11 protein-coding genes and 4 pseudogenes are annotated in these 13743 nt (G+C 46.4%); 12 read left to right on the top strand and 3 right to left on the bottom strand.

From position 1 onward, the window contains the following. Positions 1–94 precede the first annotated feature (94 nt). Positions 95–739 (top strand): annotated as a pseudogene (locus JZM30_RS03915) (recombinase family protein). Between the two features lie 21 nt (positions 740–760). Continuing rightward, positions 761–2586, top strand: a pseudogene (locus tag JZM30_RS03920) (AAA family ATPase). Between the two features lie 142 nt (positions 2587–2728). On the opposite strand, the gene JZM30_RS03925 reads toward JZM30_RS03920, so the two are convergent. Beyond that, positions 2729–3205 (bottom strand): hypothetical protein, encoded by a 477-nt coding sequence (locus tag JZM30_RS03925; RefSeq protein ID WP_252317630.1) that lies wholly within the window; start codon positions 3203–3205, stop codon positions 2729–2731. A 182-nt stretch (positions 3206–3387) separates the two neighbouring features. Here JZM30_RS03925 and JZM30_RS03930 point away from each other — a divergent pair, with 182 nt between their 5' ends. The 5 genes from JZM30_RS03930 (at position 3388) to spfP (ending at position 8738) form a co-directional block, all read left to right on the top strand. After that, positions 3388–3621 carry a YihD family protein gene (locus JZM30_RS03930; protein WP_252317989.1) on the top strand — a complete coding sequence of 78 codons (234 nt, stop codon included), beginning with the start codon at positions 3388–3390 and terminating at the stop codon, positions 3619–3621. Between the two features lie 69 nt (positions 3622–3690). Further along, positions 3691–4677, top strand: coding sequence for a serine/threonine protein kinase (locus tag JZM30_RS03935; protein ID WP_252317631.1), 987 nt, complete (start codon positions 3691–3693; stop codon positions 4675–4677). Positions 4678–4700: 23 nt separating this feature from the next. Beyond that, positions 4701–5324: a thiol:disulfide interchange protein DsbA gene (gene dsbA, locus JZM30_RS03940; protein ID WP_252317632.1), complete on the top strand. Its 624-nt coding sequence runs from the start codon at positions 4701–4703 to the stop codon at positions 5322–5324. Positions 5325–5697: 373 nt separating this feature from the next. Then, positions 5698–8490 carry a DNA polymerase I gene (polA, locus tag JZM30_RS03945; protein WP_252317633.1) on the top strand — a complete coding sequence of 931 codons (2793 nt, stop codon included), beginning with the start codon at positions 5698–5700 and terminating at the stop codon, positions 8488–8490. A 197-nt stretch (positions 8491–8687) separates the two neighbouring features. After that, a complete protein-coding gene (gene spfP / locus JZM30_RS24580) occupies positions 8688–8738 on the top strand; it encodes a small protein SpfP (RefSeq protein ID WP_438801470.1) in 51 nt (16 codons plus the stop codon). 82 nt (positions 8739–8820) lie between these two features. Here spfP and yihA read toward each other — a convergent pair whose 3' ends face one another. Further along, on the bottom strand, positions 8821–9471 hold the full coding sequence (yihA, locus tag JZM30_RS03950) for a ribosome biogenesis GTP-binding protein YihA/YsxC (protein WP_438801463.1): 651 nt from the start codon (positions 9469–9471) through the stop codon (positions 8821–8823). 193 nt (positions 9472–9664) lie between these two features. On the opposite strand from yihA, the pseudogene yihI reads away from it, so the two are divergent. From yihI to JZM30_RS03975, 5 genes and pseudogenes are all read left to right on the top strand, one after another. Further along, positions 9665–10231, top strand: a pseudogene (gene yihI, locus JZM30_RS03955) (Der GTPase-activating protein YihI). A gap of 3 nt (positions 10232–10234) precedes the next feature. Next, complete coding sequence (locus JZM30_RS03960; protein WP_252317634.1) at positions 10235–10411, top strand: hypothetical protein; 177 nt, start codon at positions 10235–10237, stop codon at positions 10409–10411. Positions 10412–10415: 4 nt separating this feature from the next. After that, on the top strand, positions 10416–11789 hold the full coding sequence (gene hemN / locus JZM30_RS03965) for an oxygen-independent coproporphyrinogen III oxidase (RefSeq protein WP_252317636.1): 1374 nt from the start codon (positions 10416–10418) through the stop codon (positions 11787–11789). Positions 11790–12413: 624 nt separating this feature from the next. Continuing rightward, positions 12414–12821, top strand: a complete 408-nt coding sequence (locus tag JZM30_RS03970; protein WP_252317637.1) for an autoinducer binding domain-containing protein — start codon at positions 12414–12416, stop codon at positions 12819–12821. A 43-nt stretch (positions 12822–12864) separates the two neighbouring features. Further along, positions 12865–13011, top strand: a complete 147-nt coding sequence (locus tag JZM30_RS03975) for a LuxR C-terminal-related transcriptional regulator (protein WP_252317991.1) — start codon at positions 12865–12867, stop codon at positions 13009–13011. Positions 13012–13070: 59 nt separating this feature from the next. Here the strand turns inward: JZM30_RS03975 and JZM30_RS24280 are convergent. After that, positions 13071–13579, bottom strand: a pseudogene (locus JZM30_RS24280) (acyl-homoserine-lactone synthase). Positions 13580–13743 lie beyond the last annotated feature (164 nt).

Raw genomic sequence — 13743 nt, forward strand, 5'->3', positions numbered from 1 at the left:
GCCATAATCAAAATGTGACGACACACGATGAATGACATAACCTATATGCGATAGAATAAATACAATAATCTAAATGCGACAATGTGGTGAAAAAATGTTCATCAGAGCTTATTTAAGGGCATCGACGGAAGATCAGTTCGCCGATCGGGCAAAAGAGATGCTGGAGCAGTTCGTTCAGGAGCGGGGGAATAAAATAGCCAGTTAATACCGGGAGAATATCAGCGGTACAAAACTTGACCGCCCGGAACTGGGACGTTTACTGATGGACAGTCACCGTAATGATATTTTGCTGGTCGAGCAGATAGACCGGCTGACCCGACTGAGTAACAGTGACTGGATGACACTGAAAAAACAGATCGAACAACACGAATTGCGGATTGTCAGTCTGGATGTCCCCACCTCATGGCAGGCGCTGTCAGATACAGACCCTTCGCAGGCCGACCCAATCACCCGCGCAGTGATAAGCGCCATCAATAGCATGCTTATCGATCTGATGGCTGCGATGTTGCATAAGGACTGGCTGAGTCGCCGCCAGCGGCAAAAACAGGGAATTGAACGGGCACATACTCTGGGTAAATATCGGGGAAAACAGACCGATCAGGAGCGGCATCAGAAAGTCCTGTACTACCGGCAGATTAAGAAACTGAGTATTTGTGAAACAGCTGATGCTACAGGATATAGTTGTTCACAAGTATGTCGAATACAGGCTATATATAAACAAAATAAAGAAATTTTTTAATACACTAAATAAGGATTACACATGCGACTCAGAAAGATCAAACTTACCAATTTCAGAGGTTATAGAAACACGATGGAAATTCTTGTCGATGAAGCCATGACAGGAATCGTTGGTCGTAATGATTTTGGTAAGTCAACAATCCTTGAAGCATTAGCTATATTTTTTGAGATTGATGGAATTAAAGCAGATAAAAATGACATGAATTGCTTTAGTATGGCTGATGGGGAATCTCACTTTGAAATTTCTTGTGAATTTGATGATCTGCCTTCGGTAATACTTATTGATGAGCGAGTGAGCACGACTCTGTCTTCTGAGCATTTATTAAATAGCCATGGGTATTTCGAAATTGTAAAAAAATTCAAAGCGACAACAACTGGAAAACCAGATAAAACATACATTCGCTGCCAGCACCCTTTAGATGAACCGTTGAACAATTTGCTGGGAATGAAAATATCAGAATTGAAAGCCACAGGAAAAGATATTGAGAAAAACGTGGAGGATAAGCGAATTGCATCTTTATGGCGACAGGCTATCAGAGATGCCTCTATGCCATATGAATGTGCTGAAATTTTACTTTATGTGGATAAAGGATTAGGGACAGAAACTAAGTCAATATGGTGACGGATTCTTGAACAACTACCAACCTTTGCTCTTTTCAAGGCCGACAGAGAAAGTAGCGATGGTGACTCTGAAGCAAAAAACCCATTACAACAAGCTGTTAAAGATGCTCAGGCTGCTTTGCAAGCGGAGATTTCAGCTCTTGAACAAGAAATCCAGGACAGTGTGTTAGATGTTGCTGGGAGGACTCTTGATAAACTGCGAGAAATGGCACCAGAGCTTGCGAATGAACTCACTCCTCGGTTTAAAGAAAAACCCAAATGGACATTTAACTTTACACTAGATGGTGAGAATGGAATTCCAATAAATAAAAGAGGAAGCGGTGTAAGGTGACTTATTTTGCTTAATTTTTTTAGAGCGGAGGCAGAGAAAGCAGTATCAGGAACCCAGCGCAACGTTATTTACGCTATAGAAGAACCAGAAACATCACAGCATCCTAATTATCAAATTATGTTGATGAAATCTTTATTGTCACTTTCAAATAAACCTAACAGGCAAATTATTGTAACTACACATGTCCCGGCTTTAGCTGTATTAATTCCAGTCGAAGGCGTTCGTTATGTAACAAAAGATCCATATGGACAGCCTGTTGTCAAAATGCCTGATAATGCAGTTCTCAGGGAGGCGACAGAAAGTCTTGGCGTTCTGCCAGAAACTGGTATGGAAAGAGCTAAAGGCATAGTTTTAGTTGAAGGGAAATCAGATGTCACATTCCTTAGACATGCAGGAAAATGTTTAAAACAATCCGGAGATATTCCTGTTAGCCTCGAAGATGTGAATATTGTACCTATTCTGATTGGAGGGTGCGGAAGTGTTAAGCATTGGGTAACATTACATATGGCAAATGACCTCGGACTACCATGGTGCGTTTTTCTTGATTCGGATATTGGAGGAGATCCAGTACAAGTTCTTTCGATAGGGAAACGAAAAAAGGAAGTAGAAGAGGCCGGGAAAATGTTTTTTGCCACACGTAAACGTGAAATTGAAAACTATCTTTGCCCGGACCTAATAAGAGATGAGACAGGAGTTCAGGTTGTTTTCACAGATACATGTGACGCGAAAAAATCATAGGAAGGGCAACCGGCACGAAACCTAATGACGTACTGGACAGATTCTGGCCCTTAATGACTGCCGAAAAAATAATAAAATGCTCTACTTATAGGTATGGTAACAGTGACAAAATTGAGCTTAAAGAAATTCTTGAAGGCATTGTTTCATTAATTGATTGATCACGGCCTACGTTGCATAGAGGTCGTGTCAGTTTAAGCTTCTGTGCAACTTGCCTATGCTCAAAAATCGAGATTAACGTATAATAATGGGGTCCCTAAAGAGCGGAGAGAGATGAAGGGCTGAGAGCCAGCCCTCAGCTCATCAAGCAAATGTCGTAATCATCTTGAAGAAGTTTTCTTGGTTGAACTCAATACGCTGAGCTGGAGCATTACCTACACCACCAGAGACAATTACCCATCCAGGCAGTTTGCTTATTCCATCTTTCCAGTGAAGATTGAATTTATATGTGCTTGGTGCTCGGCTTGGGTTATAAATAGTCACTTCTAGACCACCTTTCATCCCGAAGTAGTAGAGACCTTCAGGGATGATTTTTAGTGTTTTATCACCATTTTTAAAAGTGATATTTGATACTTCAAATCGGTCGGTATTCTCGGTCACTAGAGTTGTGCTGGCACTAGCTGTTACTGGCGTTCCCTCAAACCACCCCTTTATCTCTAGAATCAGTGCTTTTGTATCTTCCTGGAACGCTAATACGTCACGTTTAAAGGCTTTTTCACCTTCTTTTTGTGCATTGGCATTAGTTTCTAATTTCTGGAAAAACGCGTCTTTTGCTGACATATTGGAATCCTCTTTTTAGGGTACCAACTATATGGGGGAGATTGACCATTGTTTCAACAAGTCACGGGCAGGAAATGGAAATAAAATACCTTATGCTTGGTGGTGACAGTGGGGACTGTACCATCGCTCAAAAAATGTTCTTAACGTACAATAATTTTCGATATCCAAACTGACCCCAGTTACTGCATCCTGCCTGGCAAAAAGATCCGGACCTGAATCTGGTCCAATTTTTACAAAAACTTGCACAGGAGGCGGGGTTCCAGGGGCAACTAAGTGAGCTGACAGATGATATCCTGATCTACCATTTGAAAATGCGTGACACGGATAAAGAGCAGGTCATTCCAGGCTTGAAAAAGGATTATGAGGAAGATTTCAAAACAGCATTGCTGCGAGCTCGGGGTGTTATCAAGGACTGATGCCTTTATCAACAGGCGCTGCTTTTCCGCGGCTTATTTTGATTCCTATTGCGAGTAATGATGACGGCTATGCAAAGTTCAGTGTTTAATTTTCAGACGCTGTTTCCCTCGCTGATTATCGATGCGCTTTTCGCGGTAGGTATCCGGGTTGATTCTGGTTTGACGGCGCTCAACAGCTATGAAAACCGGGTTTATCAATTTATGGATGAAGGCCGGCACCGTTTTGTCGTTAAATTCTATCGTCCTGAACGGTGGACGCAGGAGCAGATTCAGGAAGAGCACGATTTTGCCCTCGCATTGGTTGACGATGAGGTGCCCGTCGTTGCCACCTTGAAACTCAATGGTCAAACCTTGCATTGTTATGATGGCTTTTATTTTGCTGTTTTCCCAAGCGTAGGGGGGAGGCAATATGAAATGGATAATGACGATCAATTGGAAGGTGTTGGCCGTTTTCTGGGTCGTTGGCATCAAACGGGGCAAAAAGCGCTTTTTCTTGCTCGTCCTACCATTGGGGTTGAGGAATATCTCGACAGACCTTATCAGTTATTGACGCAAACACAACGTATTCCTGCCGCGAGCCGAGATTCCTTTTTGCAGTCCACCCAGCAACTTATCGAAATGGTAAAACGCTATTGGACATTGGATGCTTCCTTTCTTCGGTTGCACGGCGATCGCCATCCTGGAAATATTCTCTGGCGCGACGGACCACTATTTGTCGATTTAGATGATGCCCGTAACGGACCCGCAGTGCAGGATTTGTGGGTGTTGCTTCATGGCGAGCGTCAGGAACAGAGAATTCAGCTCGATATTCTGCTGGAAGCCTATAGTGAGTTTATGACGTTTCAGGAGAAAGAGCTGGCGTTAATTGAGCCGCTTCGTGCGATGAGAATGGTGCATTATTTAGCGTGGATTATTCGCCGTTGGGAAGATCCGGAATTTCCCCCGAGCTTTCCCTGGATAAAAGATGATGATTTCTGGTTCAGGCAAACAGAAATATTTACTGAACAGGTTAAGCTGTTACAGGAGCCTCCTTTACAGCTATTGTCCATGTACTGATGTTTAACGGAGAGATGTGTTATATGAAGCGTGTATTTGCGGCATTATTGGGCATCATGTTGGCCTTCGGTGCATCAGCGGCAGGTTTTTCTGATGTAAAACAGTACGTTGAAGTTAATAAACCGGTGCCTCAATTACCGCAGGTGCTGGAGTTTTTCTCCTTCTACTGTCCGCATTGCTATAAGTTTGCTGAGGTTTACCATATTCCTGAAGCTGTCAGTAAGGTGCTTCCAGCGGATACCAAAATTACGCGCTATCACGTCGATTTCCTCGGGCCTTTGGGGAAAGAACTAACGCAGGCCTGGGCAGTTGCCATCGCTTTGGGTGTTGAAGATAAAGTCACCCCGTTAATGTTTGATGCGGTGCAAAAAAGTCAAACACTGAAAACCACGGATGATATTCGTAAGGTGTTTGTGGCGGCGGGTGTTAAAGCTGAAGATTATGACGCTGCATTGAATAGCTTCGTGGTTAAGTCGCTGGTTGCCCAGCAAGAAAAAGCGGCTGCGGATTTGCAATTGCGCGGTGTGCCGGCCATGTTTGTTAATGGCAAATATATGGTGAAAAGCGACGGTTTAGATACCAGCTCAATGGATGCATATGTGAAGCAATATGCTGATGTTGTGAAATTCCTTATCGAGAAAAAATAGCACTGGTCTTATAATTGCGTCTGATAGCAGACGCGGTTATATCCTGGATATATAGTTTATCCGCTACGACAGTTTTGCCTCGGTGACGTTTAATTAGCGTTTGACTAATATCTATCCACAAAAAAATGTTTTTTGTATTACTGGTATTTACCGAGGACTTTTTTATCTTGCTGAAAAAATCCATAATATGTGAATCACTTTTTGATATAACATCAGCATCATTCTGATTTTCTCTTTCTATGCACAAAGTTATCCACAAGGCATTTGCTTTGCATGTGGCAGATTTGCGGTTTTCTGTGCGTTAACGTTCGTCTCTTGCTGTGAGCTATGGCATGCTTAGCGCCATGATGGACGACATAGGTCATGACAGAACATGGTGCAGATTCCGCAAAACCCGTTAATTTTGGTCGATGGCTCGTCGTATTTATACCGTGCCTACCACGCATTCCCTCCTTTGACGAATAACGCAGGTGAGCCGACAGGTGCCATGTATGGCGTGCTGAATATGATGCGCAGCCTGTTGCTTCGGTTCTCTCCCAGCCATGTCGCTGTGGTGTTTGATGCCAAAGGAAAAACGTTCCGCGACGAACTGTTCGAAAACTACAAGGCGCATCGCCCACCGATGCCAGACGATCTGCGTGCGCAGATTGAGCCGCTGCACGCGATGTTGCGTGCCATGGGGTTGCCTTTGTTGGCTGTAAGCGGTGTGGAAGCGGATGACGTGATCGGTACGCTGGCGCGTCAGGCGGAAAGTACGGGTACACCGGTACTGATCAGCACCGGTGATAAAGATATGGCGCAACTGGTGTCACCGACGATCACGCTTATCAACACCATGAACAATACGGTGCTTGGGCCGCAGGAAGTCTGCGACAAATACGGTATTCCGCCGGAGCTGATTATCGATTTTCTGGCCCTGATGGGGGATGCATCGGATAACATTCCGGGTGTGCCTGGCGTCGGTGAAAAAATGGCTCAGGCGTTACTCCGGGGGGTGGCGGGATTAGATACCCTGTACAGTAATCTGGATAAAATCGCCACGCTGTCCTTTCGCGGCGCAAAGACCATGGCGCAAAAGCTGGAACAGCATAAAGAAGCGGCATACCTCTCTTATCAACTGGCGACCATCAAAACTGACGTCGAATTGGAGCTGACCTGCACTGAGCTGACGGTGAATGAACCAGATGTGGATGCGCTGCACGGGTTGTTTAAGCGCTATGATTTCAAACGCTGGATGGCCGATGTGGAAAGCGGCACCTGGATGCAAGGTCGCAAGGGGCAATCTGCGGTTCCGCAGCCAACGCCTGCGGCACAAGCGCAGCCACAGTCGCCAGCTGAAGCAACTGTTGCCTTGAGCCGTGAAGGCTATATCACTATTCAGGATGAGGATACCTTACTGTCGTGGGTTGCCAGTCTCCAAAAGGCAGGAGAGTTTGCGTTTGATACAGAAACGGACGGCTTGGATACGCTGAGCGCCAATCTAATTGGTATGTCGTTTGCTGTGACGCCGGGTGAAGCGGCGTATCTGCCGCTGGCGCATGATTATCTGGATGCGCCGGAGCAAATCGACAGAACTCGTGCACTGGAATTGCTTAAACCCCTGCTGGAAGACAGCGCGCTGCGCAAAATTGGGCAGAACCTGAAGTTCGATCAAGGCGTGATGAAACGTTATGACATTGAGCTACGTGGTATTGCGTATGACACCATGGTGGAGTCTTACGTGTTAAACAGCGTGGCAGGCCGTCATTATATGGACAGCCTGGCCGAACGCTATCTGCAACATAAAACCATTTCGTTTGAAGAGATTGCGGGTAAAGGCAAGAACCAGCTTACCTTTAATCAGATTCCTGTTGAACAGGCCAGCACCTATGCCGCAGAAGATGCGGATGTCACTTTGCATTTGCATCAAACCCTGTGGGAAAAGTTGCAACAGCAAGGGGAACTAGTGAAGGTGTTCCGTGATATCGATATGCCGTTGGTGCCGGTGCTGTCACGCATTGAGCGTCAGGGGGTGCTGATTGATGCGGGCATTTTGGCGCAGCATTCTCAGGAACTGACTACACGTCTGGCTGAGCTTGAAACCGAAGTGCATGAACTGGCCGGTGAAGCGTTTAACCTTGCCTCCACTAAGCAGTTGCAGGGGATCTTATACGATAAGCTAAAGCTGCCGGTGCTAAAGAAAACGCCGAAAGGTGCCCCTTCCACCAATGAAGAAGTGTTGGAAGAGCTGGCGCATGACTATCCGCTGCCTAAACGCATTCTGGAATATCGTGGGTTGGCGAAACTGAAATCGACTTACACCGACAAGCTGCCGCTGATGATCAATCCGCTGACCCAGCGGGTGCACACGTCATACCATCAGGCGGTCACGGCGACCGGGCGTCTTTCCTCCAGCGATCCCAATCTACAAAACATCCCGGTACGCAACGATGAAGGGCGACGCATTCGTCAGGCGTTTATTGCCCCTGAAGGCTATCGCATCGTGGCGGCAGACTACTCTCAGATCGAACTGCGTATTATGGCGCACCTTTCCGGTGACGCTGGGTTGCTCAACGCGTTTGCTGAAGGGCTGGACATTCACCGCGCCACCGCTGAAGAAGTCTTTGGCTTGCCGCTGGAGAGCGTCACCGGAGAGCAGCGCCGCAGCGCCAAAGCCATCAACTTTGGTTTGATTTATGGCATGAGTGCTTTCGGTCTGTCACGTCAGTTGGGTATCCCCCGCTCCGAGTCGCAGCGCTATATGAACCTCTATTTCGAGCGCTATCCTGGAGTGCAGGACTACATGGAAAGAACCCGTCAGGAAGCTGCCGAGAAAGGGTACGTGCAGACGCTGGATGGGCGCCGTCTCTATTTGCCGGATATCCACTCACACAATGCGATGAGCCGCAAGGCGGCGGAACGTGCCGCCATTAACGCCCCGATGCAGGGCACTGCCGCCGATATCATCAAGAAAGCGATGATTGCGATCGATAGTTGGCTACAGCAAGAACAGCCGCAGGTGAACATGATCATGCAGGTACACGATGAACTGGTGTTTGAAGTACATGAGTCGGTGCTGGATGCGGCAAAACAAAAGATCGCTACCCTGATGGAAGGTTGTATGTCGCTAAGCGTTCCGTTACGTGTGGATGTGGGCGAAGGTAAAAACTGGGATGAGGCGCATTAATGTACAGAAAAACAGGATGTTGCAACTGAACGTTTAATGTGCATTACGTTATTCATTTCTGTAATTAAACTACAGGATTGGGTGACTTGCTCGACTTTGTGTGACCCATAGCCATTTTTTATGAAACTAAACAAAAAAAACCTTTGTTCTGGCGAAAAAATATGGTAGAGTTAACGACGTGGGGGTACGGAGGTAAGATGTTCTATCTTTCAGACCTTTTACTTCACGTAATCGGATTTGGCTATTAGCCGCTTCGGTGACTGGGGCGTTTTTTATTGGGCACGAGTCAGAAAAACGCCGCAAGATCGCTAACGATCGCGGCAGTTAATCTTAATTATCGCCGTCGTCTTGCACTGAAGGACGGGGGTTGAACCACAGATCGAGTTTCTGACGCAGTTTATCCACCCCTTCTTTTTTCAAGGAGGAGAAGGCTTCGACCTGAATATCTCCGCCAAACGCGAGCACGGCTTCACGCACAGCATTCAGTTGCGCTTTGCGCGCACCGGAAGCCAGTTTATCGGATTTGGTGAGCAGAATGAGCACTGGCAGATCCACATCCACGGCCCATTCAATCATTTGCTGATCGAGATCTTTCAGCGGATGACGGATATCCATCAACACCACCAGTCCTTGCAGACAGGCACGTTTTTGCAGATATTCCCCCAGTGCTTTCTGCCATTTCCGCTTCATCTCTTCCGGAACTTCGGCATAGCCATAACCGGGAAGGTCAACCAGACGCACGCCGTCTGTGACTTCAAACAGGTTGATAAGCTGGGTTCGTCCCGGTGTTTTACTGGTGCGCACCAGGCTTTTTTGGTTGGTCAGCGTGTTAAGCGCGCTGGATTTTCCCACGTTCGAGCGTCCGGCAAACGCCACTTCAATACCGCTATCGGCAGGCAGGTGACGAATATCGGGCGCGCTGGTGACAAAATGCGTCACATTGTAGTTATGCGTCACGTTTGGGTTCTGTTGTTCGGTCACAATGGTTATCTCTGTCTGGATAGGGGGTTTTGGGTCTATTATACCTATAACTGACCCGAAACGCGGGGTTATCGGTCGCAGCGTGTAGCGCACAAGGCGAATTCGCCCAGTTAGCCGCACCAACCATTTTTTATTGCTGGCCTTTCTGCTAGATTCCGCCGCAATTGTCTTCTGTTTACCTGAGTGTGTTGTTATGAAACAGCCGGTGAAAAATTCGGGCACCAAAGCCCCAGGCGCGAAGGCGTCGACATCGAAAGCCAAGAAAAAGACGCGCGCCGAGCTTAACAGCGAAGGCTGGGAGCGTAAACGTCAGAAAAAACACAGTGGTCATGCTGCGGGCAGTCGCGCGCATCCTGAGACAGTGGAGGCGGGCAAATCTGGCCAGAGCAAGATACGCGATCCTCGTATTGGGAGCAAAAAACCGGTCGCGCTGATCGTCAGTGATGACACGCCAAAAAGCGCAAAGCCCGCGAAAGCGGCCGTACCGGCTAAATCAGACACGCTGGTTGAAACACGGCTAACCCCTGAGCAGGAGCTGGCTCCGCTGGAAAATGACGATCGCCTCGATGCACTGCTGGAACGTCTGGATAACGGCTAAACGCTGAGTAAAGATGAGCAGAAATGGGTGGACAGCACGCTAGATCGTATCAATGCCCTGATGGATGAGCTGGGCATCGAAATGGATGATGAGGAAGAGGAAGCGCAGCAGGAAGACATGATGCAGTTCCTCAAACGTAATAACCCGAAAGACGTATTCTGATAGATGAAAGGGCTACTGTCTCTCATATTGGTGTTGGTTGTCTGTTATCTGCTGTGCCTGTTGGTTAAACTGTGGCTGCTTTCCCGGCGTAAAACGCGACTACAGCGCACCGTGTTCGGGACAGGACAGCGTAAGCTGCCGCTGAAAAGCGCTGCCGGGAAATACAAGCGGAAGGAGTAACAGCATGCAAGATCAACACGTCGATTGGGATTTAGCCCTGATTCAAAAATACAACTATTCCGGGCCGCGTTACACCTCGTATCCCACGGCGCTCGAGTTTAATGAACAGTATGATGATACGGCATTCCGCCAGGCGATAGCGCGTTACCCTGATCGGCCGCTGTCGCTTTATGTCCATATCCCGTTTTGTCATCGCCTGTGCTATTTCTGCGGTTGCAACAAGCTGGTTACGCGCCAGCAGCACAAAGCAGAAGAATATCTTGATGTGCTGGCCGTGGAGATTCGCCAGCGCGCGCAGCTGTTTGCCGGGCGCATCGTCACGCAACTGCACTGGGGCGGCGGCACGCCGACCTATCTCAACAAAGATCAAATCAGCCGACTGATGGCGCTGCTGCGCGAGAATTTCCAGTTTGCAGATGAGGCGAAAATCTCGCTCGAGGTCGATCCACGTGAAATCGAGCTGAATATCCTCGATCACCTGCGTGCGGAAGGCTTTAATCGCCTGAGCGTGGGCGTGCAGGATTTCAACAAGGAAGTGCAACGTCTGGTGAATCGTGAGCAGGATGAGACATTTATCTTTGCGCTAATTGAACGTGCCAGAGCGCTTGGCTTTACCCCCACCAATATAGACCTTATTTACGGTTTGCCGAAACAGACGCCGGAAAGCTTTGCGTTTACCTTGCAACGCGTTGCTGAGTTAAGTCAGCACCGGCTCAGCGTATTCAATTACGCCCATTTGCCGACGCTGTTTGCTGCCCAGCGTAAAATCAAAGATGCGGATTTACCGAGCCCCGCGCAAAAGCTGGAGATTCTGCGCCAAACCATTACCACGCTCACCCACTCGGGCTATCAGTTTATCGGCATGGATCACTTTGCTCGCCCAGACGATGAGCTGGCGCTGGCACAACGTGCCGGTAAATTGCACCGTAATTTTCAGGGTTACACCACGCAAGGTGACACTGACCTGCTGGGCATGGGGGTGTCGGCGATCAGCATGATTGGCGACAGCTACGCGCAAAATGAAAAGGTGCTGAAAACCTACTACGAAAAGGTGGGGGAACAGGGCAATGCGTTGTGGCGCGGCTTGCGCTTGACGCACGATGACTGCATCCGTCGTGATGTGATCAAAAGTCTTATCTGTAATTTCCGTCTGGATTACGCAGCGATTGAAGCGGACTATGGCATCGATTGCCGCCTCTACTTCGCGGAAGATTTGCGCCTGCTGGCACCGTTGGTGCTGGATGGCCTGGCTGAATTGCACCCTACGGGGATCGTGGTAACACCGAAAGGCCGCTTGTTGATTCGCAATATCTGCATGTGCTTTGACAGTTATCTACGTGCTAAAGCACGGACCCAGCAGTTCTCACGTGTGATTTGACGGTACATTAGCGACAATTACCGATTATGCCGTGTACAGCGTTGTAGAATGTCAAAAAAATTGTGAGTTTTTAAATTTTGCACTCATTTTACCACTCACCTATATGAGTTTATTAGGTTTTCTACCTTTATTTCACGGACTAGGTGGTGGGAAAATCAGCGCGTTGCTCTCCCGTTGTAGAAGGGGATGCTGGCGATGTATTTTGACTGGTAGAATAATAACAGTGGCATGCTTATGAGACTGGAGTCTGAACACCCTCAATTTAATATTTATACTGAGTATGTGTATTCCCTGGTGTTTAACTATCGGTTTTCTAACCCTTTGTGTTCGGGGTCTTTTAGTAACTGTCAGTGATAAATACCTCACTATCACTAATAGAATAATACAAATAACTGGAAAAATAATCTGACCATAAGTACAGTTTACTTGCTGTATCTTATACCTGTACCCAAACTGATACGAAGGCGGTCATACTTTCCCATATGCGATATATTATTGAAGGTATACTATTCGCACTTACAAGGATGTTGATATGTTAATGAAAAGTGAGTGTGATGTTGATGAGGTTATAAAAAACAGCTTGAAGCAACGTTAAACACCCTTGAGACATTTACGTGGGCATACGTGGTCTTATCTAAAAAAGATATGTCATGTATCTTTGGTGTAACAAACTATCCAGATGAATGGGTCAAACATTACCGAGAAAATGGGCTTCAGTACACGGATCCAGTGGTAATTACTGCGCTAAAAAGGTTAACCCCTTTTCCTTGGAATGAAAAACTGATGGCCCATTCAGGGTATGACTTTGCAGAACTTTTCAATCAGGCCAGTGAATATGAGGTAGTTGATGGTTATACATTTGTCTTGCATGACTATAACAATAATCTTGTGACCTTATCTTTTATTATCCCTTCTGAACGCAATACAATAATAATGCAAACGCTTTTGCAGAATAAAGGAGATATCTCAATGTTGTTGGCAGCGGTACACGAAACGTACCTGACATTAACATCATTCTCCGAAAAAAACTGAGGATTCCAATAAAGCTAAGCAACTTACTAAAAGGGAAAGAGAAATTCTCTACTGGACTAGTGTCGGTAAGACATACCAAGAAATGGGGATTATTCTTGGCATAAAAGTGCGTACCGTTAAGTTCCATATGTTAAATATTGTTAAAAAATGGGTGTCGCCAATGCCCGGCATGCTGTGCGTCTTGGCGTAGAGCTTCGTCTGATTCAACCGGTTAAGTAATGATTACTCAGCTATAAAAGACAGTGGCCATTAGTTTAGTACGTTTTCAAACTGAATGTTGTCCTTGCGTAATATTCTGTCTTTTAGTTCTTTCTGACTCATGAGATCGATATGACCCAGTAGCAGGTAGACGGGTTCATCTTTCTCAGAAACCCCGGTTTCCAGTACTGTAACATTCCAGCCTGATTTTCGGATGATGCTCATCATTGGGTGACTTGCAACAGCCAATATGCCGTCATAATGGTGACGTTGGGCATAGTTAATCAATGAAAGAAATAAGGCCAGAGTAATAGAGGGCCTGTTACCAAGAAGTGAACTAACCCTATCTTTGTCCACAAAAAACGGGTTGATTCAATGAACTTTCCTTCTGGCAAGTTTACTTCTTTAAAGAAAGACGAAAACGTATCATTCAGCATATTATGGTGTTTGACATCTATAATACTTGTGCCACAGATGATAACGCCATTTTTCATGCCAAATATATAATCTGTTTTCTCATTGTCAAATTTATCAAACTCTTTCCCATCAAAACAACTCACGTCCCATTGTAGACGATCTTTAAATATGTTTTTACGTAAAGTAAATAAATCCTAAGTGTTTCCATTGCTTAGGGATAAGTAATTAACGCTGTAAATATTAAACATAATGTCACCTGTATCAATGTATAAAATGATTAAGTTCGGTAACATCAGTGAAGCTTTTC

It is taken from the genome of Candidatus Symbiopectobacterium endolongispinus, assembly GCF_018777385.1.
Classification (GTDB): domain Bacteria; phylum Pseudomonadota; class Gammaproteobacteria; order Enterobacterales; family Enterobacteriaceae; genus Symbiopectobacterium; species Symbiopectobacterium endolongispinus.

Coding starts and splice junctions, on each gene's coding strand:
- hemN (WP_252317636.1), top strand. CDS start 10,416: ATGCAAGATCAACACGTCGATTGGGATTTAGCCCTGATTCAAAAATAC.
- JZM30_RS03960 (WP_252317634.1), top strand. CDS start 10,235: ATGAAAGGGCTACTGTCTCTCATATTGGTGTTGGTTGTCTGTTATCTG.
- JZM30_RS03925 (WP_252317630.1), bottom strand. CDS start 3,205: ATGTCAGCAAAAGACGCGTTTTTCCAGAAATTAGAAACTAATGCCAAT.
- polA (WP_252317633.1), top strand. CDS start 5,698: ATGGTGCAGATTCCGCAAAACCCGTTAATTTTGGTCGATGGCTCGTCG.
- dsbA (WP_252317632.1), top strand. CDS start 4,701: ATGAAGCGTGTATTTGCGGCATTATTGGGCATCATGTTGGCCTTCGGT.
- JZM30_RS03935 (WP_252317631.1), top strand. CDS start 3,691: ATGCAAAGTTCAGTGTTTAATTTTCAGACGCTGTTTCCCTCGCTGATT.